Source organism: Planomicrobium sp. YIM 101495 (assembly GCF_009707665.1).
GTDB lineage: Bacteria > Bacillota > Bacilli > Bacillales_A > Planococcaceae > Planococcus.
Map to the genome: position 1 here is coordinate 350,132 of NZ_WLZW01000001.1, position 21,527 is coordinate 371,658.

General features: G+C 47.1%; 17 protein-coding genes. 9 read left to right on the forward strand and 8 right to left on the reverse strand.

The genetic code is table 11. From position 1 onward, the window contains the following. Positions 1-11: 11 nt before the first annotated feature. Positions 12-1,862, forward strand: coding sequence for a vWA domain-containing protein (locus GIW82_RS01830; RefSeq protein WP_154748216.1), 1,851 nt, complete (start codon positions 12-14; stop codon positions 1,860-1,862). Between the two features lie 62 nt (positions 1,863-1,924). Here GIW82_RS01830 and GIW82_RS01835 read toward each other — a convergent pair whose 3' ends face one another. Beyond that, on the reverse strand, positions 1,925-3,100 hold the full coding sequence (locus GIW82_RS01835; RefSeq protein WP_154748217.1) for a toxic anion resistance protein: 1,176 nt from the start codon (positions 3,098-3,100) through the stop codon (positions 1,925-1,927). Beyond that, positions 3,072-3,770 carry a 5-bromo-4-chloroindolyl phosphate hydrolysis family protein gene (locus tag GIW82_RS01840; RefSeq protein ID WP_154748218.1) on the reverse strand — a complete coding sequence of 233 codons (699 nt, stop codon included), beginning with the start codon at positions 3,768-3,770 and terminating at the stop codon, positions 3,072-3,074. The genes GIW82_RS01835 and GIW82_RS01840 overlap by 29 nt, the downstream gene beginning before the upstream one ends. 223 nt (positions 3,771-3,993) lie before the next feature. Here GIW82_RS01840 and GIW82_RS01845 point away from each other — a divergent pair, with 223 nt between their 5' ends. The 3 genes from GIW82_RS01845 (at position 3,994) to GIW82_RS01855 (ending at position 5,050) form a co-directional block, all read left to right on the forward strand. Further along, on the forward strand, positions 3,994-4,326 hold the full coding sequence (locus GIW82_RS01845) for a DUF1033 family protein (protein WP_230309139.1): 333 nt from the start codon (positions 3,994-3,996) through the stop codon (positions 4,324-4,326). 187 nt (positions 4,327-4,513) lie between these two features. Beyond that, the gene (locus GIW82_RS01850; RefSeq protein ID WP_154748219.1) at positions 4,514-4,714 is read left to right on the forward strand and encodes a cold-shock protein; all 201 of its coding nucleotides are present in this window, start codon (positions 4,514-4,516) and stop codon (positions 4,712-4,714) included. Positions 4,715-4,843: 129 nt separating this feature from the next. Further along, positions 4,844-5,050: a cold-shock protein gene (locus GIW82_RS01855; protein ID WP_154748220.1), complete on the forward strand. Its 207-nt coding sequence runs from the start codon at positions 4,844-4,846 to the stop codon at positions 5,048-5,050. Positions 5,051-5,106: 56 nt separating this feature from the next. On the opposite strand, the gene GIW82_RS01860 is transcribed toward GIW82_RS01855, so the two are convergent. Together GIW82_RS01860 and GIW82_RS01865 are read right to left on the reverse strand one after the other, a co-directional pair. Further along, a complete protein-coding gene (locus tag GIW82_RS01860) occupies positions 5,107-5,799 on the reverse strand; it encodes a DUF4956 domain-containing protein (protein WP_154748221.1) in 693 nt (230 codons plus the stop codon). Further along, positions 5,800-6,558: a polyphosphate polymerase domain-containing protein gene (locus GIW82_RS01865; protein WP_154748222.1), complete on the reverse strand. Its 759-nt coding sequence runs from the start codon at positions 6,556-6,558 to the stop codon at positions 5,800-5,802. 130 nt (positions 6,559-6,688) lie between these two features. Here GIW82_RS01865 and GIW82_RS01870 point away from each other — a divergent pair, with 130 nt between their 5' ends. Further along, positions 6,689-8,962, forward strand: a complete 2,274-nt coding sequence (locus tag GIW82_RS01870; protein WP_154748223.1) for a CotH kinase family protein — start codon at positions 6,689-6,691, stop codon at positions 8,960-8,962. Positions 8,963-9,031: 69 nt separating this feature from the next. Beyond that, the gene (locus tag GIW82_RS01875; RefSeq protein ID WP_154748224.1) at positions 9,032-9,508 is read left to right on the forward strand and encodes a YkvA family protein; all 477 of its coding nucleotides are present in this window, start codon (positions 9,032-9,034) and stop codon (positions 9,506-9,508) included. Between the two features lie 71 nt (positions 9,509-9,579). On the opposite strand, the gene GIW82_RS01880 is transcribed toward GIW82_RS01875, so the two are convergent. Both GIW82_RS01880 and GIW82_RS01885 read right to left on the reverse strand, forming a co-directional pair. Continuing rightward, positions 9,580-11,184, reverse strand: coding sequence for an ABC-F family ATP-binding cassette domain-containing protein (locus GIW82_RS01880; RefSeq protein ID WP_154748225.1), 1,605 nt, complete (start codon positions 11,182-11,184; stop codon positions 9,580-9,582). Positions 11,185-11,289: 105 nt separating this feature from the next. Next, complete coding sequence (locus GIW82_RS01885) at positions 11,290-11,529, reverse strand: hypothetical protein (RefSeq protein ID WP_154748226.1); 240 nt, start codon at positions 11,527-11,529, stop codon at positions 11,290-11,292. A gap of 75 nt (positions 11,530-11,604) precedes the next feature. Here GIW82_RS01885 and GIW82_RS01890 point away from each other — a divergent pair, with 75 nt between their 5' ends. After that, a complete protein-coding gene (locus GIW82_RS01890; RefSeq protein ID WP_154748227.1) occupies positions 11,605-12,768 on the forward strand; it encodes an MFS transporter in 1,164 nt (387 codons plus the stop codon). A 236-nt stretch (positions 12,769-13,004) separates the two neighbouring features. Beyond that, a complete protein-coding gene (locus tag GIW82_RS01895) occupies positions 13,005-19,244 on the forward strand; it encodes a DUF4073 domain-containing protein (RefSeq protein WP_154748228.1) in 6,240 nt (2,079 codons plus the stop codon). A 67-nt stretch (positions 19,245-19,311) separates the two neighbouring features. On the opposite strand, the gene GIW82_RS01900 is transcribed toward GIW82_RS01895, so the two are convergent. Continuing rightward, positions 19,312-19,632: a hypothetical protein gene (locus tag GIW82_RS01900; protein ID WP_154748229.1), complete on the reverse strand. Its 321-nt coding sequence runs from the start codon at positions 19,630-19,632 to the stop codon at positions 19,312-19,314. A 203-nt stretch (positions 19,633-19,835) separates the two neighbouring features. Here GIW82_RS01900 and GIW82_RS01905 point away from each other — a divergent pair, with 203 nt between their 5' ends. Further along, the gene (locus tag GIW82_RS01905; RefSeq protein ID WP_154748230.1) at positions 19,836-20,942 is read left to right on the forward strand and encodes a GGDEF domain-containing protein; all 1,107 of its coding nucleotides are present in this window, start codon (positions 19,836-19,838) and stop codon (positions 20,940-20,942) included. Positions 20,943-20,971: 29 nt separating this feature from the next. Here the strand turns inward: GIW82_RS01905 and msrA are convergent, their stop codons facing one another. Continuing rightward, positions 20,972-21,502 carry a peptide-methionine (S)-S-oxide reductase MsrA gene (msrA, locus tag GIW82_RS01910; protein ID WP_154748231.1) on the reverse strand — a complete coding sequence of 177 codons (531 nt, stop codon included), beginning with the start codon at positions 21,500-21,502 and terminating at the stop codon, positions 20,972-20,974. Positions 21,503-21,527 lie beyond the last annotated feature (25 nt).

The following is a 21,527-nucleotide window of genomic DNA, read 5'->3' on the forward strand; positions in this document are numbered from 1 at the left end:
GAGGTGGACGAATGGCTTCTGTCAACCGATTTATCCAATTCAATAACGAGACGGTCAATACGCGAACTCTATTAAGGCTTGAACGGCTGGCCCGTGCGTTAGCCGGAGCGCCTTATTTGAAAATGACGACACGGAAATTGATTGAATTCCGTCCGTCAGAATCGGCCATTTCGCTATCAGTATTCTGGCGACACCGTCAAGAAAATATCGAGATGAACGGGTACTTGTCCGATGTTTATTTGTTGAGCGCTGGGTATTGGCGTCATTTCGATTTTGCTGCGTACTTGCGATGGGCGACTGAACGTACCCGACTGCCTTCGTTACGTATGCAATTGCTGCTTTGTGCAGAGGAGTTCCGTTTGTCTGAACGGATCATGAAAGAACGACCAGGGACGCAGGAAGCATTTCGTGTACGAGAAAACGTCTACCGCGACTTTCATGAAACGCAATATGAACAAAACCGCCAAAAAGGCTTTCATGCCGATGCGTTTTTGAACGCCGCTTATTTGACGCTGCACGGCACACAAAAAACATTGGAAGACCCGCAGCTCGTCTTGCACCTATGGACAGAATTGTTCGATGCACGGACGACTGCAGATAGTATGCGCGTCATCGATCGGATTGTCGTACGACTCGAGCACCTTTTAGAAAAAGACATGGTGCACGACTTGTATACGTTCGGTGAGAATCCTGACAAGGCGCCACCAGTCCATGAGCACGAAGGGGCTAGGGAATCCGAAGTGGGCAGCGATGAGAAAATCGAGACGATCGAGGAGTGGTTCCAGTCGTGGCACCGTGAGACAGAAGAAACGGATGCGTCAGCGATGGAGTATGAATTGAACGAAGGCAAGTCGATGATCGCTGAAGGGGGAAGGGAAGAAGCGGGAGCACTCGAAGAAGAGCTGCAGACCGCAAAAGGGCGTTCCGACGGAGATCATCTTGCTGACAATGAAACAGAAGACCGACGAACGAACAATGCACCGAAACCCGCGAAAGGCAAATATGGACGCGCTAATGAAGGAGTTGAATTCACAGAGAAGCGGCTTATCGCAGCGTCACACGACCTCAGGAAAATAGAGCAGTGGCGGATAGAGCAGGCACCGTACGTCAAAGCGCTCCTGAAAGAGCTCAGAAAACGCATCGAACAAAGACGGGAACAGCCACGCGCACTCAGTGCCGGAAGGTTATCCAAAAATCTGCTTCCACTGATCGTTGATGAACGACCGAAACCGTTTTACCGGAAAATGTCTCCATCGAAAAACTTGGATGCAGTGTTCAGCTTGCTCGTCGATGGTTCCGCATCGATGGTCGATAAATTAGAAGAGACGAAACAGGCAGTCTTGCTGTTTCATGATGTCCTGCGCGGACTCGGCATCCCGCATGAAATCGTTTTGTTCTACGAAGATGCATACGAAGCGGAAGAAGCACGACAGCCGAACTACTTCGAATGGGTTCACAAGTTCGAGGATAGCCAGCGCGATGCAGCGAGCTCCATCGATTCGATCGAAGCGCACGAAGACAACCGTGATGGCTTCGCGATTCGCTGGATGACGGAACGAATGCTGAGACGCAGTGAAAAGCACCGTTTCCTTCTTATGTTTTCAGACGGGGAGCCGTCCGCCTATAATTATGCAGATAATGGGATCCTCGATACAGCAGAGGCAGTCGATGAAGCCGAGAAAGCGGGCGTCACATTGCTCCATCTCTTCTTATCTGATTCCGTACCAGGTGAAGACCAGCAGCGGTTATTCCGCATGATGTATGGCAATCGCTCCGTGACCGCGGATTCGTTCGACCGGTTCACTGAGCAGACGCTTCATCTGCTTAGAAGAACGTTGCACATCATTGTCCAGTCTGGCTGAACGAAGAAAACCGTCCGAACTGATCGGGGGATTTCCCTGATCAGTTCGGACGGTTTATTTAATTATGCATTGCCGCCTTCGCGGTCGTCACGCAATGTGAGCAAACGTTGTTTCAATTCTTCTTCCATACGACCGATTTCCAGCTCGGCGGACTTGCGGTTGCGTCGTCCTTCAGCCTGGATTTTCAATGTTTCTTCGATCGTTTCCAGCAAGTTTTCCTGTGTCTGCTTCAACGTTTCGATTTCTACGAGGCCGCGTTCGTTTTCACGCGCCGTTTCGATCGAGTTCATTTTCAGCATTTCGGAGTTTTTCAGCAATAGATCGTTCGTCGTTGCGGTCACTTGCTTTTGCGCTTGAACTGCCTGTGTTTGGCGATTGAGCGTCAAGGCGATCGCAATTTGGTTTTTCCAAAGGGGAATGGACGTCATGATCGATGCTTGAATCTTTTCTGCAAGCGTCTGGTTCGTCTGTTGGATCATCCGGATTTGTGGTGCACTCTGGATTGTGATCTGACGAGACAGCTGCAAGTCGTACAAGCGTTTTTCGAGACGGTCCAAAAACTGAACCATGTCGTTCACTTCCTGGTAAGCCATCTGATCCTGAGAGGATTCCGCTTTTTTGCGAAGCTCAGGGATCGTTTCGTTTAGAATCTCATCGCGCTTCAGTTCAGCAGCGGCGATGTAGACGTTGAGTGCTTGGAAATATGTCTTGTTCTGGTCGTATAGTTGTTCAAGCATTTGAACATCGTCAAGAAGGCCACGCTTCGAATGCTCGAGCTGGATGCTGATACGATCCACTTGTGTACTGATCTTCTGATACTTCGTCATCATTTCCTGGACGGAAGCTTTCGCTTTATTAAATAGTCTGCGAATGCCTGGCTTCTTGTCATTCGACAATTCCTCCGGGCTCAATTCACGCAGCTTCTTCATCAAGTCATTCAAGACGTCTCCAACTGGTCCGATATCCTTTGATTGAACATGGTCGAGCATTTTGTGGGAGAACTGGCTCAATTGGTTTTGTGCGTTAGCACCGTAAGTTAAGATTGCTTCATAGTTGCCGGCAGGGATTTGCTTTGCCAAGTCTTTCGCTTTTTGCTGCTCCTCATCACTCAGCCGGTCGAGCAAAGCGGTCGGCTTCGCTTCTTGTTGTGCGTTGACCGGTGCTTTTTCGAGTTCAAGGCCGAAAGGGGAATCGAGCAAACTATCCAAGTCACTTGTAGTCGATTTGTTTTCGTTCATCAGGCACGTCTCCTTTATCATCCGTAGTCGGGGCATTCAATAATGGTTTGCGTTTCGATTGTTCGACAGAAAGGCGGGCATAGTCCAGCTCCATCTGCAATTGTTCGACATCTGTCGCCAACACGCGCTTCAAATCTTCTTCAAGCACGACTTTCATCGCTTGAAGCATCTCCCGTGTATCTTGCAAGGCGATTTTGATTTCCTTGTCCTTGACGGGCTGTCCGACAAGAAGTGAATATTTTTCAGTGAGTTCGACTGCTGTATCGAGATGGGAATAAAAGAATCGTTCCACTTGGTAAAACTTCCGTGGATTTTCCTGTACGATTGCAATGATCTTATTCGCGATGCGGGAAATCTCAATCAATTGCTTGAAAGAAGAAATCGAGCGGACGCGGTAATAAAATCCTTGCAAGTGCTTTACTTTCGCTTTCGCATCTTTCAATTGTTGCTTGACCCCTTTGAATTCCGATCGAGTCATGCCAAGCTGTTTGGAATTCGAAGAAATTTGCACTTGTTTGATGGTTGTATTGCTTGCGATATAAGTCCCTGCGGCAACTGCGCCGGATGCGAGCAATCCGATCTCAGCTCCCAGATAGAGGACGGGGAACATGACGGTCATGAGCGGCAGGCTGACAGATTGCCGCTTGATGAAATTTTCAATTGGCTTCATCCCGTAAGCCTCCTTAATATATATGATACTACTAGTTCTAATACGTTTCAGTAGCCGAAAGGTTTCGTTCGGCTGGATGCCGTTAGTAAAAAGTTGGGAGATTCTCTAAAATGATGCTTCTCTACCACACAGCATTGCTTCTTCTCCTTCTTATTTTACGGGAAAGGGAAGGGCTTTACAAACTTGCCGAATCAAGCGTCCAGGTGGACAAGAAGAGGAATATTTGGCACAATGTATAGTAGAGAACGGAGTGATCATCATGTATGAAGTCATCTATATGAAAGCGGATTACGAGCCTTGGTGGCAGTTCGATGGATGGGAAGAGGAAGTCATCGAACGTTGTGAATTCGCAGATCTAGCGGCGGCGACTGCCCATTTCGATAACTTGAGAAAACAGTACACGCAGAAATATCCGAAGGTCGCAGCGAAGGACGGCAAGTTCCTTGCATTCTGGTCTCATGATGAAAAAGAGTATTGTGAAGCGTGCGAAGAAAATCTGCAAATGTATCATGGGCTGTTTATTATGAATAATGGGAATGTAGAGAAATGTTTTTAATTTATCCTTAAATTGATTTGATTTTTAGTTAGAAGTTGTTATAATAGATTCAATCGAAAAAATAATCTAGACCGAAGAGCTATTCACCTATCCAAAAAAGTGATCAGCACGTATGGTACTTTTTTGAATATGTGAATTTTTTTCGATTCCATATTGAAATTTTTTATTATTCTAGGAGGTTTTTTACATGCAAGAAGGAACAGTAAAATGGTTTAACTCAGAAAAAGGTTTCGGTTTCATCGAAGTTGAAGGCGGAGACGACGTATTCGTACACTTCTCAGCTATTCAAGGCGAAGGCTTCAAAACACTTGACGAAGGTCAAAGAGTTGAGTTTGAAGTAGAGGAAGGCAACCGCGGACCTCAAGCTACTAACGTAGTGAAACTATAATTTTCAAGGGTGTCCTTATGGGCACCTTTTTTTTGTGCGGAAAATCCATCACATCTCTTCGCATCGCCGGTTTATCGCCATGGGGTTTCAGGGTAAAGAAAGGCATGAATGAAATAGGGGGGCTTGGAAATGGAAGGAACAGTGAAGTGGTATGACGAAGATAAAGGATATGGACGAATCGAAGGAGAGAATGGAGAAGAGTTTTTCATCGAAGCGATCAATATCGATGTAGTGGGACTCCGTTCCCTTCGGACTGGTCAGCGTGTCAAGTTCACCGTCGTCGATGGAAATCCGAAGAGGGAACGAATCGCAACGAATTTGACGTTGGTGTTCTGATTCGAACAAATGAAAAAGAGCGCAAGCGGATGAACCGTTTGCGCTCTTTTTTCTGTTCAATAGACTTCCGTGCTCAAGTAGTGGACGGATACTTTCAAGTTGCCGTTCATTTGGCGCAGCTCGTCCATGAGCTGTTTGTCTTTCACGCCATCTTTGTTCTGGATGATGTAGACGAGCTGAATCATCGTGCCGAGATTGGTCGTCTCGATCGACCGCAAGTCGAATGATTTCAAGTGGTGGGCAAGAATCTTGTCGAATGCATTCTCGTCGTGCAGATTTTCAGGAACGGTGATGGTCAGGCGTTTTTTTGTAGACGCTTGCTTCCCGAAGTCCGTGACATACAGGAAAATGATGATGATCGACAAGGCGACTGTGAACAGCACGGCCAAATAATAGAATCCAAGACCACACGTAATGCCGGCAGCCATTCCAAAAAAGATAAAGGCAATGTCTTTCGGGTCGCTCATGGCGCTTCGGAAGCGGATGATCGAAAATGCGCCGACGAGACCGAAAGCGACAGCGACGTTGTTGCCGATGACGATCATGACGACCGAAACGGTCACACCCATGATGATGATCGTTTGCACGAATGATTGCGAATAGCGAGCGCCTGTATGTGTTTTCTTGTAGAGGAATGCGATGACGAGTGTACAAACGAAGCTGAGAAGAATCGCGAGAAACGCTTCCAGAATCGTCAAGCGGCTCGTCGCGTCAGCCAATGATTTCAAGTCTGTTAAAAAGATATCCATTTACATTACCATGTCCTTTTCCGTAGAGATTTGTCCAGAAAGTGCTCGGTCGGCCATCAATTCGACGCTTGTACAAAATTTCGAGACGCTTTGCTTCGAGCAGCCGTGTTCACTGAGAAGACGGGACAACCAAAACGGCACAGTCTCGGAAACTTTCACTTCGAGGACGACATTGTCCCGATCGATGAAGTGCTGTCCTTCAGGTCCATTCTCGATGCGGAGGTCGTCAGTGCGGCACATCAGATTGTAGTCGAATGTGACGCGCAAGTCAGGTTCATCGATACCGGAGAACGCTTGGCGGTCATAGCTGACGACCAACTCCGGCCGCAAGTCGTAAAGGGACTTGAAATGCATTGCTTCTTTCAGGATCTGCTCATTGGATGCAAGCCACTTGCGTTGTTCCCAATCTTCGCCGGCTGCGTTGAGCAGTTCATATGCTTCGTTGAGGGGAAGCGCTGTCCGCCGCTTATTGACGACGTTCTTGAACTTCTGCTTCACTTCGATGAACGCCGTGCTCGTCTCATCTGCCTGATCGTAGATGCGCAGGCGTAACTTTTGCCGGAATCGCAGTTTATTCCTTGTTTCATAGTAAATCTTGGAATCATCGGAATCGTAATAGAGCGAGACGATGTTATACTTCCCTTCAGTGCCATATGCGTCATATTTCATCTTTTCCAACAGATGTTCACGGAGACTTATGTATTGTTCGAATGAAATCAAGTATTTCAATTCGTAACGTTTAAAGACTTCTTTGACCAATGGGGCTGCCTCCTTCGGTATGTATTGCAAATATTATTGCAGCCATGTTAATTGGCATATTATTATATAGTATACTAATGGGGAAGCGCTTTGACAATCGGCCATCATCATCTAGAACACAGGAGGAACTATGAAATTCATCTATTCGTTGATCGCAATCATTTTACTTTTAGGCGCAGGCGCGCTTTTTTATACAATCGGAAGGGAAGGGCAGGAACTGGATCCTGCACTGGAGTCCGTGCTGGAAGAACAATACGGCATCACACCAGGTTCATTCACTCCGGACAAAGTGCGTGCAATCACCGAGCTCGACATCTCAGGACGCGGCATCCGCCGAATGGATGGCATCGAACATTTCCATTCTTTGCAAAAGCTCGATGCCAGCCATAATATGATTGAAAATGCACCGGAACTGGAAGGGTTAGGAAAACTGGAGTCCGTTGATTTAAGTTTCAATCTGCTGAAGACAATTTCATTCAAGAGTCCTCACCTTCACACTATCGACCTCGAAAGAAATCTGCTGGGAACTGGAGCGTTCGTGAAAGGCTTGACGGCACTTCGCGAATTGAATCTGCGCGACAATGATTTGACCGAACTGTCGTCGCTTACGGTTGCCAAAACATTGACGCACTTAAACTTGCGTGGCAATCGGATCACCGACATCAAGCCGCTCAGTGAACTAGGCAACTTGGTTGATTTGAACTTGCGAAATAATGAAATCACCGATTATCGTCACTTGGATAAGCTACCGACGTTGAACGAGCGTCTTTACATTGCAGGGAATCCAGGGATAGATTATACGGAACTTGCACGTTTGTCCGAAATGGTGCGGGATGTGGACTTTGAAATCCGCTGGAAACAGCCGACTGTCAATCTCGAAAGTGGTTTCATCGGCGACGGTGCGATCGTTGAACTGTCTACGGATGTGGAAGGAGCCTGGATTTTCTACACACTCGATGGTTCGGAACCTACTGCATCGGCGACGAAATATGAAGGACCGATTGCGATAAATGCAGAAACCATTCGGCAAGTTCCGATCATCGCGAATACAAAAACTTCGATTTACCGTGAGGCGTTCTCATTGAAGCCGGAGCAAGTGAAAAAAGCGGCGGTGTTGCGGGCGAATGTTTACTATAGAGGCCAGTTTAGTCCCACAGTCACGCATACCTACTTCCTGGAGGAGAATGCAACAAAATTACCGATTATTTCCTTGTCATTGGACAACGACGATCTGTTCGATTCGAAGCGAGGGATCTACGTTCCAGGTGATTTTTACCGCGCCACGAACTTCTCAAGCGAAGGGAATTATTTTCAGCGCGGAAGGGACTGGGAGCGAAAAGCGAGCTTGGAGTGGTTCGAGCAAGGGGAACGTGTTTTCCAGCAAGATGTCGGCGTCCGTATCCACGGAGGTTACAGCCGTTCATTGCCCCAAAAAAGCTTGCGCGTGTATGCACGCGATGAATTCGGTGCAGCCTCTTTGAACTTCCCGTTCTTCGGAGAGGACAAGCGGGACCAGTTTGACCGAATCCTTCTCCGTAATGCAGGAAATGACCATGCAGGTGCATTTTTCCGTGATGCCCTCATGCATCACCTCGTAGAAGACGGTCCGGTCGAAACGATGGATGCAGCGCCGGCAATCGTTCTATTGAACGGGGAATATTGGGGAATCCACAATGTACGCGATAGTTACTCGGCGGAATGGTTTGAAACACGTTACAATGTGCCTGCAGGGGATGTTGTGATCATTGAGACGGACAAGCTAGCGGAGGAAGGGTTTGCGGTCGATGAAGGCGAAGCGGCAGACCTTGGATCGTTCATGGAACTGTTCGACGAGACGAAGGAAAACGCGCGCATCGATTATTTGGCACAACGGATGGATATCGACAACTATTTGCATTACCTCGCGTACCAAGTGTATTTTGCGAACACAGACTCATTCGGTAATAACACAGCAGTTTGGCGGAAACAGGGCGCAGTGCACGAGGGGGCGCCGGCAGGGCACGACGGCAAATGGCGCTGGCTCTTATACGATACCGATCAAGGCTTCGGGGGGAATCCGAATCTTATCGATGGCTATGCACACGATACGTTAGCTTGGGCGTTGGAAGACAAGCCGCAAAACCGGTTGACGCGCGATTTGTTGGCGGACGAAGAAACCCGCGCACGATTCATTGAAATCATGCAAGCTCTTCTTTTGGATGAATTTAACACAGAGCGTGTAATCGAAGAAATCGACCGGATGGAAACGGCAATTGCCGAAGAAATGCCAAAGCATATCACACGCTGGCAGGCACCTGCGGACATTGCAACTTGGCGCACGGAAGTTGAGGCGTTACGGGAGTTTGCTGAGAAACGGCCTTCCTATATCTTAGAGCAGTTGGAGGCACTAGAGAGAGAAAATTGAGTGCAAACGTTTCGTGGAGACGCACAATCGGGTATGGAAGGAAAAATAGATCGGATAGGTGGAGTGCTTATGCCAGAGAAATATTTGAACAAACCATTACCGTCAGAGAAAAAACAGCAAGACTTCTATAAAAATCTGCGCAGCAAAGTTGATACATGGGCAGACAAAAAAGGCGGTATTTTAGGCAAACTCGGGAAGTATGTCTTGCTTGCGCCAGACTTGTTCTACTTGCTTGCGAAACTATTGACAGACGACCGGATTGATAAGAAAAACAAGGCGACGGTGGGAGCAGGTCTGCTTTATTTCATCGCGCCTCTTGATTTCTTGCCGGAAATGCTCGTCGGTGCTGGAGGCTTCGTCGATGACGTCGTCGTAGCCGTCTTCGTCATCAACACGTTGCTGAATAAATTCCCGGTCGAATTGATCGAAGAACACTGGGCAGGGGATGACGAACTGTTGAGTGTCATCCGCGGTGTTGCAAATTCTGGCAACCAATTCGTCTCGAAACTTCCAGCCGGACGTCTCGTTAAGAAATTCATGAAATAGGAATGGTTGATGAATACGAAAAAGAGGAATCTGTGATGTCATGTAGACATCGCAGATTCCTCTTTTGATTTTTATTTGTAACCTTGTTGATCTTTCCACTCAAGGAACTCATCATACGTCAATTGCTTGTCAAGAATTGAACCGTCTTCACGGATCTCGATTACGCGGTTTGCAATCGTCTGGATGAACTGATGGTCATGTGATGTGAAGACCATCGCGCCTTTGAATGCGATCAAGCCGTTGTTCAATGCTTGGATGGACTCAAGGTCCAAATGGTTCGTTGGCTCATCAAGCAATAATACGTTCGCGTGCGAGAGCATCATTTTCGACAGCATACAACGAACTTTCTCTCCACCGGAAAGAACGGAAGGTTTTTTCTTCACTTCTTCACCAGAGAACAGCATACGGCCGAGGAAGCCACGTAAGAACGTTTCGCTCTCGTCGTCTGGAGAGTACTGGCGCAGCCAATCTACTAGAGATGGCTCGCTTCCTTCGAAGTACTCGCTGTTATCGATCGGCAAGTATGCACGAGTCGTTGTAACACCCCAGCGTACAGAACCTGTCGCTGGATCATCTTCGCCAGCCAAAACGCGCAGCAAAGCAGATTTCGCGAGAGGATCACCAAGAAGGATGATTTTATCTTCTTTGTTCATTGAGAAGTTGATATTTTTCAGCAGCTCTTCACCATCAACCGTTTGGCTAACATCTTGAAGCGTTACGACATCGTTCCCGATTTCGCGGCCAATTTGGAAGTTAACGTAAGGATACTTGCGAGAAGATGGACGGATGTCATCAAGTTCGATCTTATCAAGCATCTTCTTACGGGAAGTAGCCTGCTTAGATTTAGAGGCGTTCGCAGAGAACCGGGCGATAAATGCTTGGAGCTCTTTGATTTTCTCTTCTTTTTTCGAGTTTTGGTCAGCTGCCATACGTGAAGCCAATTGACTTGATTCATACCAGAAGTCGTAATTTCCTACATATAGCTGGATTTTTGCGAAGTCAAGGTCGGCAATGTGTGTACAAACTTTGTTCAAGAAGTGACGGTCATGCGAAACGACGATGACTGTGTTCTCGAAGTTGATTAGGAATTCTTCCAGCCACTGAATTGCTTTTAGGTCAAGGTGGTTAGTAGGCTCATCCAGAAGAAGTACATCCGGTTTGCCGAATAGTGCCTGTGCAAGCAATACTTTTACTTTGTCTGAACCGGAAAGCTCAGCCATCTTCTTGTCATGAAGTGCATCGGTAATTCCGAGACCTTGCAGGAGAATCGCTGCTTCAGACTCTGCTTCCCAACCGTTCAGCTCAGCGAATTCGCCTTCAAGTTCAGCTGCGCGCATGCCATCTTCATCGCTGAAATCTTCCTTCATGTAAATAGCATTTTTCTCACTCATCACTTGATAAAGCTTTTTATGGCCCATGATGACGGTCTCGAGTACCGGGAATTCTTCATATTCGAAGTGATCCTGTTTAAGGACTGCAAGACGCTCGTCTTTGCCCATTGATACAGTCCCAGTTTGGGATTCCAATTCACCAGAAAGGATTTTGATGAACGTTGATTTACCGGCACCATTGGCACCAATCAGTCCGTAGCAATTCCCTGGATTAAATTGAATATTCACTTCATCGAACAATTTTCTGTCGCCAAAACGTAGACTTACATTATTAACTGCGATCATTTTTTATACGTACCTCCTAAATTTCACAATGAGAATAGTATACCACGAATCGCTCCGGAACAGATAGCAATCGAAGGCGAACTGCGCTAAACTATTATCGTGATTCTAGAGCGTTCGGGTACGCCTGTTCTTATAAGCGTCCAGGAGACCGAGCTCCTTGTTCAACAAATATTCCATCCTTACATAATCACGGCGTTCCGGAACATGATCTTTCGTAACGCCTTGCATCGAAAAGATGAAGTAATAACCGCCGATTTGCCGGAACCGCACAACAATATGTGGGAAATCATCAAAAATCGCTTTAATATTATATCTTTTAGCGTAACTCCAGTTTACGAGTTTCATCGAATTAACCCGCCTTTCACTTCAATTGTAGTAAAAATTTGCGGGGAACACAAGTTTGGGAAAGAAGGTTGCTTAATGAGAGAACAGAAGAAGTGGGCACTTCCTTTCATGGTCATTTCCATCTTCATCATTTCGTTGAACTTAAGGCCAGCGATTTCATCCATCGGTCCATTGCTCGACACGATCAGGGATGATTTAATTTTAACGAATAGCCAAGTGAGTTTGTTGACGAGTATTCCTGTATTTTGTATGGGATTATTCGCTTCTCTCGCAGTGCCATTTAATCGCTCCTTTGGATTGAAGAAATCAGTTTACGTACTGATTACGCTCATCGGATTATTCACGGCGCTCCGTTGGTTCAATCCGAATTTCTGGACACTTGCCATCAGCGCATTCTTTATCGGCACAGCAATCGCCATCATCGGCCCGCTTCTATCTGCGACGATCAAGAAGAACTTTCCACAGCGTGCGACGCAGCTGATTAGTGTCTATTCCTTCGGGATGGGGCTAGGGGCAGCACTTGCATCGGGTTTGACTGGCGTTTTTTACGCAGTTTTCGATTGGCCGTTTGCTTTAGCTGCGTGGAGCCTGCTCGCAGTACTCGCGCTCGTCGTATGGAAATTCACGAAGTTTCCGGAACAGGATTTACAAGTAAAGAACACAACCGGTCGTAAAATCGCCTCTCCTTGGAAAGACTTCAAAGCATGGCTCATGCTGATCTTTTTCGGATTACAGTCCTCCCTTTTCTTTTCCTTTATTACATGGCTTGCTCCGATGGCGATCGAAAAAGGCTTCAGCTTATTGGAAGCGGGAACGATTTTGACCGTCATGACGACTGTCCAACTCGTAGTCAATCTATCGCTGCCTGGACTGCTCGCCAAATGGAAAAACCGGACTGGTTGGATTTTATTCGGTATTGTTTCAAGTTTGACCGGCGTATTGTTATTGATGGTCCCAGGAACCGCTACAATTTACCCCGCAGCCGTTCTGGTTGGTATATCTCTCGGGATGCTTTTCCCATTAGCGCTACTGATGCCGATTGATGCTGCTGAATCTGCAGAAGAAGTGAACAGCTGGACTTCGATGATCCAGTCGGGAGGATATTTGTTTTCCGCATTGATTCCGCTTGCAATTGGAATGGTTTATGACGTGACTGGGAATCATTTTTATACTAATTTCATATTCATAGTTATTTTATCCTTCATGATTCTCATTACTTTACTTCTTAAGAATAGGTAAATAACTACAAAAAAGAACACTCAAAGAGTGTTCTTTTTCTCATATTACAAATGATTCTTTTAAATGACGTTTTTAAAAGTTTGAAGTAAATATAATAGGCAAATATAAAACAGAATACAAATTATTTGAAATTTTCTTCGGTCAGTAATTCTTAATATACATATATCTTATAAAGAATTCTTACCGATCATTCATATTTGTATCATGATATTTCTTAAAATGGAGGTTATAGAAATATGCCGAAGAATTATGCAAAATCTTATCGTCAGTTTGTCGCAGTGGCAGCTTCCACAACATTAGTCGCCACAGCTTTGGTACCAGCACAAACAGCTCAAGCGCAAGAAAACCAAACTCCTTTTACGGATGTTGGTGAAAGATATTTAGAAGCGGTCGGTTATTTAGCTAGCAATGGCATTACCAGTGGAATAAATGATACCCAATTTGGCACATATCATAACATACTGCGGGTTGATGCTGCTGTGCTATTGGCAAATGCTCTGGATATGGAAATTGACATGACTGCGGTTTCATCTTTCACGGATGTTCCTGATCGTGCGCAGCCTCATTTAGCAGCTCTGCAACAATTGGAGATTGTTTTCGGTAAAACAGGTACTTCATTTGATTCTTATAACAATATTACAAGAGGCGAAGTTGCCTTGATCATCGCAGAAGCGTTTGAATTGGAAGGGGATCCTTCTAATCTGACATTCACGGATGTTTCGGACCGCTATGAGCAGGCCGTTGCGGCTTTGCTCGATAATGGCGTGACACAAGGTAAAACGGAAAGTTCATTTGGGACGCATGACCCGATCACCAGAGGGGAATATGCGATTTTCCTATATAAAGCATTAGAAGCAATCGGCGCGATACCTGGCGATCCGGGAGACCCAGGTGACCCGGGCGATCCGGGAGACCCAGGAGATCCAGGTGATCCAGGCGATCCGGGAGACCCAGGAGATCCAGGTGACCCAGGTGATCCAGGCGATCCGGGAGACCCAGGTGACCCAGGCGATCCGGGCGATCCGGGAGACCCAGGCGATCCGGGAGATCCGGGAGACCCAGGTGACCCGGGCGATCCAGGTGACCCAGGCCCGATAGCTCCAGAAGCTCCATATGTAACAGCGGATGATGAAAACAATGTTCTCGTCGGCGCAGATGAAACGATGGAATATTCGAATGACGAAGGAATAATATGGACTGATTATGATCCTTCAAACCCTCCAGTTTTTGAAGGAGATCAAACTGTCCAAGTGCGCTATTCAAGAGACGGTGATACTCCGCCTAGCCGTGTAAGAACGGTCGAATTTACTGCGAACACGCCAGGTGATCCAGATTTAGAGGCGCCTGAAGCACCATCTGTAAATCCGGTTGACAGCGACGACACAGTCGTGACTGGTACAGCGGAGGCTGGATCCACGGTGACAGCAACAGTTGATGGTTCGGTAATCGGAAGTGGAACTGCCGGAGAAGACGGCATATATACAATCGAAATCGCTCCGCAAGCTGTGGGTACGGTGATTGAAGTGACGGCGACAGACCAGGCTGGCAATGAAAGTGATCCAGCAAGCGTGACGGTGACGGAAGCGCCAGATACAGTCGCGCCTGAAGCGCCAGTAGTCAACGACGTTGACAGCGACGATACAGTAGTCACAGGCGAAGGGGAACCAGGAGCCGAAGTTGTCGTAACAATCGGTGAAGAGGAATACACGGGAGTAGTCGGCGAAGACGGCACATTCGAAGTGGAGATTCCAGCACAGGAAGCTGGTACGGAGATTGAAGTCGTGCTGATAGATGAAGCAGGGAACGAAAGTGACCCGACTGTTGTAACGGTCATTGAAGCACCGGATACAGAAGCACCAGGTGCGCCAGCCGTAGATCCGATCGACAGTGACGATGTGGCAATCACAGGAACAGCCGAAGCAGGTTCCACAGTGACAGCGACAGTTGAAGGTACGGAAATTGGCACAGCAGTAGCTAGCGAAGATGGCACGTACACGATCGAAATTACACCACAAGCTGCGGGCACAGTAATTAACGTAACCGCTGAAGACGAAGCAGGCAATGTAAGTGAGCCGACACCAGTCACGGTCACGGAAGCCCCTGACACAGTTGCGCCGGAAGCCCCGGTGGTCAATGACGTTGATAGCGACGATACAGTAGTCACAGGCGAAGGCGAACCCGGAGCCGAAGTTGTCGTGACAATCGATGAAGAGGAATACACGGGAGTAGTCGGCGAAGACGGCACATTCGAAGTGGAGATTCCAGCACAGGAAGCTGGTACGGAGATTGAAGTCGTGCTGATAGATGAAGCAGGGAACGAAAGTGACCCGACTGTCGTAACGGTCATTGAAGCGCCAGATACAGAAGCACCAGGTGCACCAGCCGTAGATCCAGTTGACAGTGACGATGTAGCAATCACAGGAACAGCCGAAGCTGGTTCCACAGTGACAGCGACAGTCGATGGTACAGAAATCGGTACAGCAGTAGCTGACGAGGATGGAGCTTATACAATTACAATCGCTCCGCAGCCAGCAGGTACAGTAATTACCGTTACCGCTGAAGACGAAGCGGGCAACGTAAGTGAGCCGACACCAGTGACAGTAACGGAAGCACCGGATACAGTTGCGCCGGAAGCGCCAGTAGTCAACGACGTTGATAGCGACGATACCGTTGTGACAGGCGAAGGCGAACCAGGATCTGAAGTTGTCGTGACAATCGGTGAAGAGGAATACACGGGAGTAGTCGGCGAAGACGGTACATTCGAAGTGGAAATTCCAGCACAGGAAGCTGGGACGGAGATTGAAGTCGTGCTGATAGATGAAGCAGGGAACGAAAGTGACCCAACTGTTGTAACGGTCATTGAAGCGCCGGACACAGTTGCACCTGAAGCACCGATAGTCAACGAAGTTGATAGCGACGATACGGTTGTGACAGGCGAAGGCGAACCGGGAGCCGAAGTTGTCGTGACAATCGGTGAAGAGGAATACACGGGAGTAGTCGGCGAAGACGGCACATTCGAAGTAGAGATTCCAGCACAGGAAGCTGGTACGGAGATTGAAGTCGTGCTGATAGATGAAGCAGGGAACGAAAGTGACCCGACTGTTGTAACGGTTATTGAAGCACCTGATGAAACAGCACCAGTTGCGCCAATCGTAGATCCGGTCGACAGTGACGATGTGGCAATTACAGGAACAGCTGAAGCAGGTTCGACAGTGACAGCGACAGTCGATGGTACGGAAATCGGCACAGCAGTAGCTGACGAAGATGGAGCTTATACAATTACGATCGCTCCGCAAGCTGCGGGCACAGTAATTAACGTAACCGCTGAAGATGAAGCGGGCAACGTAAGTGAGCCGACACCAGTGACGGTCACGGAAGCCCCTGACACAGTTGCGCCGGAAGCGCCGGTAGTGAATGACGTTGATAGCGACGACACTGTTGTGACAGGTGAAGGGGAACCAGGCTCTGAAGTTGTCGTGACAATCGGTGAAGAGGAATACACGGGTGTAGTCGGTGAAGACGGCACATTCGAAGTGGAGATTCCAGAACAGGAAGCCGGCACGGAGATTGAAGTCGTGCTTATAGATGAAGCAGGCAACGAAAGTGACCCAACTATTGTAACGGTCATTGAAGCGCCAGATACAGAAGCACCAGTTGCGCCTGCCGTAGATCCGGTCGACAGTGACGATGTGGCAATCACAGGAACAGCCGAAGCTGGTTCGACAGTGACAGCGACAGTCGATGGTACGGAAATCGGCACAGCAGTAGCTGACGAAGATGGAGCTTATACAATTACAATCGCTCCGCAAACTGCGGGCACGGTGATTAATGTTACCGCTGAAGATGAGGCTGGAAATGTAAGTGAGCCGACATCAGTGACAGTAACGGAAGCACCAGACGAAACAGCACCGGAAGCACCAGCCGTAGATCCAGTTGACAGTGACGATGTGGCAATCACAGGAACAGCCGAAGCAGGTTCGACAGTGACAGCGACAGTTGATGGTACGGAAATCGGTACGGCAGTAGTTAGCGAAGACGGCACATATTCTATCGAAATTACGCCGCAAGCTGAAGGCACGGTGATCGACGTAACGGCGACAGACGAAGCAGGCAATGAAAGTACGCCTACACCAGTGACGGTAACGGAAGCGCCAGACACAATCGCACCGGAAGCGCCGGAAGTCGATGACGTTGACAGCGACGACACCGAGATTACTGGCACAGCAGAAGCTGGATCCACGGTTACAGCATCAGTGGATGGTACGGAAATTGGTACAGCAGTAGCTGGTGAAGATGGCACATACTCCATCGGTATAGCCCCGCAGCCAGTAGGCACGGTGATTAACGTAACTGCTGAAGATGAAGCAGGCAATGAAAGTACGCCTACACCAGTGACGGTCACGGAAGCACCGGACACAATCGCACCGGAAGCACCGGAAGTCGATGACGTTGACAGCGACGATACTGTGGTCACAGGCGAAGGGGAACCAGGATCTGAAGTCATCGTGACAATCGGCGAGGATGAATATACTGGTGAAGTCGGCGAAGACGGCAGGTTCGAAGTAACGATTCCAGTACAAGATCAAGGAACCGAAATCGAAGTCGTCCTTGTGGATGACGCCGGGAATGAAAGTGATCCGACTATTATTACCGTCATTGAAGCACCAGATACAATCGCACCAGAAGCGCCGGTCGTAGATCCAATTGACAGTGACGACGCAGTAATCACAGGAACAGCAGAAGCTGGCTCGACAGTGACGGCGTCAGTAGATGGTACGGAAATTGGCACAGCAATAGCAGGTGAAGATGGGGCTTATACGATTACAATCGCTCCACAAGCTGAAGGCACAGTGATTGACGTAACAGCAACCGACGAAGCAGGCAACGAAAGTACGCCTACACCGGTGACGGTAACGGAAGCGCCGGACACAATCGCACCGGAAGCGCCGGAAGTCGATGACGTTGACAGCGACGACACTGTTCTTACTGGCACAGCAGAAGCAGGCTCGACAGTGACTGCAACGGTTGATGGTGTAGAAATCGGAAGTGGAACTGCCGAAGAAGACGGCACGTACACGATCGAGATCACACCACAAGCTGTGGATACGGTAATTGAAGTAACGGCGACGGATGAAGCAGGCAATGAAAGTGCGCCTACAACAGTAACCGTGACGCCAGTAGAACTTCCTGACCGAACTGATTTGGAAGAGCTGGTTGATCAACTGACAACTGACCTAAATGAAGATTTCTTTACTGAAGATTCATGGGCTGTATTCGAAGACGCTTTAACTGCTGCAAATGATGTACTCGCAGATTCTGGTGCAACAGATGAAGAAATCGCCCAAGCATATGATGACTTAGTTGCTGCATATGAAGGTTTAGTCTATATCGGTATTCCTTACCGAATTGATGGCGAGAATCCTGAAAGCCAAGTAATTCTTACCTTCACAAAAGGTGTTTCTCCGAATCAGACAATAGACATTGTGGACGGTACGCTGCCTAGTGCAACTGCAACTGTAACTGACAATGGTAGAACGCTAACTGTTTCTACACCTGTAGCTGCAGAGGAAGGTGATTTCTTAGAATTCGAATTGCCGGTCGGTGGCAAGCCAGTAGCTACTACTTTAACCTTTGTAGATGGTGGCTGGGTTGTTGAAACTGATCCGGAAGATGTGTTCATTTTAGGAGGTTCTGATGAGCCAGGAGCAGTAATCGATCTTTCGTTGCTTGGTGGAGGTAGCCCGATAATAGACGGAGAAATCAATTTGGATCAATTATTGAACAATCCAAACTTGATTCGACTTTCAGCTTTGGCTGAAGCTGGTTTCGTTGCTGGTGACGTCCTGACGTTAGGAATTCCTGGTTTCGAATTACTGAATGTAACACTTACTGAAGAAGATATTGCAAGAGGGTTTATCGATTTGGGAATTAGCACCGATATTTTAAGTCAATTGACTGAGGGATCCGATCTAAATCTAGAACTCCTTGTCACAAGAGATGCGATTGAACTTGTCAATGAAACACTTGGGTTATTACCTTTACCAGATGCTTTACTAAATCCAGTGACCGAATCATTAACTGGTATTGGCAATGAATTAGCTTATATTTTAACTGGCTCACAAGAATTGAGAGTTCAACTACCGGTTATTGGTAGCAACGCTGTTGAAGTAGGGGATATCATTTACTTTGAAGTAGTTAGGAAATCGAATTTACTTCCTGATGACAGGGGCACAACGAATCAATATATAATTACGCAACAAGATATAGCCAATGGATATGTAGACTATGAATTTGATAGTCCGAATCTAATATTCCGCCTTCTAACAGGTGCACTGCTTGGAGCCGACCTGGAAATTACACCAATCCTTGTCGATGGAAGTGAAGGAGGCAATAGAGGAGAAACACAGACTGTCCCGATCAGCGCAGGGTTAGTTGGAATTATCCTTGACTTGCTTGGCGACATCCTATTCCCTTAAGGATGAAAAACTAAATTTAAAAACAAGCCAGCCGGAAACTCCCCGGCTGGCTTGTTACTTATTCTTATTAAATTTTCCGTTCTCGATGTCTGTATGAACTTCGGCTTTTCAGCCAATTCGGGTGCTTGATCATGAGGTCCGATAAGAAAAAAGAAATGATCGGAAATAAGATGGCCCAGAAAAGGACCATTGAGAATGTAAGATCAATGTCGGGTACAGCATAAGTGAAATACCAATAATTAAATCCCAGTGCCAGAATCAATGAAGTGACTGGCCCCACGAATACTTTTTTACTGAGGACAGCAAAAAGCACACCCAATCCAATACAGGCAACTGGAACTACCACTAATTGCATGAGCATCAAATCCATGCTCTTGATAAATTCCAAGTTATTTACCTCCCTTGGATGGTCTCTTTTTAGTATTTTACTAGATTTTTTTTATGTGTCAATGATTTGTTACATTTTGATTACAAAAATATCATTTTGGATTACTGAAGGAGGGGTATATTGATGAGAGGATATTAATGCTATTTATCGTATTTTAAGGTACACTATTACAAATATAAAAAAATGATCAAGGGGTTAATTTCATGTCGCTTACATTCGATCTTCTCATTAATGCGTGTATTGCATTTTCAGGATTCTATGTAATTGCGCGCATTCTGCAACTGAAAAGGGCGAGGCTCTTCACCAAAATCTTCTCCGGTGTACTGGGTGGGGTTCTTGGTTATTTGCTGATGGAATTGACGATACCTCTTGAAAATTCGGTAATTCTCGATTTGCGTCACTTGCCGGTCTTGTTGTTCGCCATCTACGGCCTTCATCTTCCGCTCTTGATTTCCACCGTGATCATTGCGAGCATGCGCTTTGTTTTCGGCATCACTGATGCAGCCGTCGTTGCGTTCACAGGTATGATGCTGCTCGGATTTCTGTTATACCAAGCTGTGAAATTAATGAAGAAATACAATATTCCTTGGTGGATCAAAATTGGGATTTTGAATGTTATCGCACTCTTAGTAAGTGTAGGGGTCTTGATTATAAACCTTTACAATCATCCTATGCTCTGGAAAGTGCTTCCGGTATTCGTTCTGGTCGCGCTGATTGCAGGACTCATCTGTTCAGTGATGACAGCTGATTTGATTGCGCTGCATGATCTCCAGGCGTTGCATGAACAATCGAGCAACACCGACTTTTTGACAGGCATAGGAAATACCCGCTTTTGGGATGGGGAACTGAACATCGTGCAAAGAAAGGGCATCAAACAATCCATCGGGGTCATGTTGTTCGACATCGATCACTTCAAGTCCGTGAATGATATACATGGTCACGATAACGGGGATAACATTTTGCGGGAATTTGCGCGTATCCTCAACGAACACACAGAAAACGGCGACCTTCTCGCACGCATCGGGGGTGAAGAGTTTGTCATGCTCGTACAGGACAAGTCGCTCACCCAAGTCGAAGAACAGGCAGAAGCGATCCGGAAAGCTGTGGAAAGTCATAAATTCCTGTTGAAGGGCGGATCATCGCTCTTCATCACCGTGTCCATTGGTGTTCATTACGAACGAGCGGGGAACAGTAAGCTGAATATAAATGATGCAAAATTTAAAGCGGACAAAGCGATGTATGAGGCGAAAAACAGCGGCCGAAATCGCGTTAGGATCTCGACGACACAAAAAGAAAGGCGTATCCAATAGCGGATACGCCTTGTTCGTTTTTAAGAAAATCAGGTTGTTTGTTTTTTCCATTTGTCTTCGATGAACTCGTCTCGACCGGATTTCGCACGGTCTTCCAAATATTCATCTGGACTTTTCTTATAGAAATCCTGGTGATACTCTTCTGCAACATAAAATGCAGTCGCTGCCAGGATTTCCGTCACAACAGGCTTGTTGAAACGGCCGCTGTTGTCGAGGTCAACTTTCGATGCTTCGGCAAGTGCACGCTGCTGCTCGTCATGCACGAAAATAGCAGAGCGGTATTGCGATCCGCGGTCTTGGAATTGGCCTTTGTTATCAGTTGGATCGATTTGCTGCCAGAAAATCTCAAGGAGTTTTTCGTAAGGGAATATGCTCGGATCGAATGTGATTTCTACAGCTTCTAAATGACCTGTGCTACCGGTTTTCACTTCTTCATATGTCGGGTTTTCTGTGCTGCCGCCTATGTATCCGGAGACAACGCGCTCGATTCCATCAAATTGATCGAACGGCTTAACCATACACCAAAAACAGCCGCCGGCGAATGTCGCTTTTTGTGTCAATTATGCCAACTCCTTCTCTACCTTA

Bases quoted from the DNA above. Each gene is read 5' to 3' on its own strand.
- GIW82_RS01905 (WP_154748230.1), top strand. From the start codon at position 19,836: ATGTCGCTTACATTCGATCTTCTCATTAATGCGTGTATTGCATTTTCA.
- GIW82_RS01875 (WP_154748224.1), top strand. From the start codon at position 9,032: ATGCCAGAGAAATATTTGAACAAACCATTACCGTCAGAGAAAAAACAG.
- GIW82_RS01840 (WP_154748218.1), bottom strand. From the start codon at position 3,770: ATGAAGCCAATTGAAAATTTCATCAAGCGGCAATCTGTCAGCCTGCCG.
- GIW82_RS01855 (WP_154748220.1), top strand. From the start codon at position 4,844: ATGGAAGGAACAGTGAAGTGGTATGACGAAGATAAAGGATATGGACGA.
- GIW82_RS01890 (WP_154748227.1), top strand. From the start codon at position 11,605: ATGAGAGAACAGAAGAAGTGGGCACTTCCTTTCATGGTCATTTCCATC.
- GIW82_RS01870 (WP_154748223.1), top strand. From the start codon at position 6,689: ATGAAATTCATCTATTCGTTGATCGCAATCATTTTACTTTTAGGCGCA.
- GIW82_RS01895 (WP_154748228.1), top strand. From the start codon at position 13,005: ATGCCGAAGAATTATGCAAAATCTTATCGTCAGTTTGTCGCAGTGGCA.
- GIW82_RS01850 (WP_154748219.1), top strand. From the start codon at position 4,514: ATGCAAGAAGGAACAGTAAAATGGTTTAACTCAGAAAAAGGTTTCGGT.
- GIW82_RS01860 (WP_154748221.1), bottom strand. From the start codon at position 5,799: ATGGATATCTTTTTAACAGACTTGAAATCATTGGCTGACGCGACGAGC.
- GIW82_RS01830 (WP_154748216.1), top strand. From the start codon at position 12: ATGGCTTCTGTCAACCGATTTATCCAATTCAATAACGAGACGGTCAAT.
- GIW82_RS01885 (WP_154748226.1), bottom strand. From the start codon at position 11,529: ATGAAACTCGTAAACTGGAGTTACGCTAAAAGATATAATATTAAAGCG.
- GIW82_RS01835 (WP_154748217.1), bottom strand. From the start codon at position 3,100: ATGAACGAAAACAAATCGACTACAAGTGACTTGGATAGTTTGCTCGAT.
- GIW82_RS01880 (WP_154748225.1), bottom strand. From the start codon at position 11,184: ATGATCGCAGTTAATAATGTAAGTCTACGTTTTGGCGACAGAAAATTG.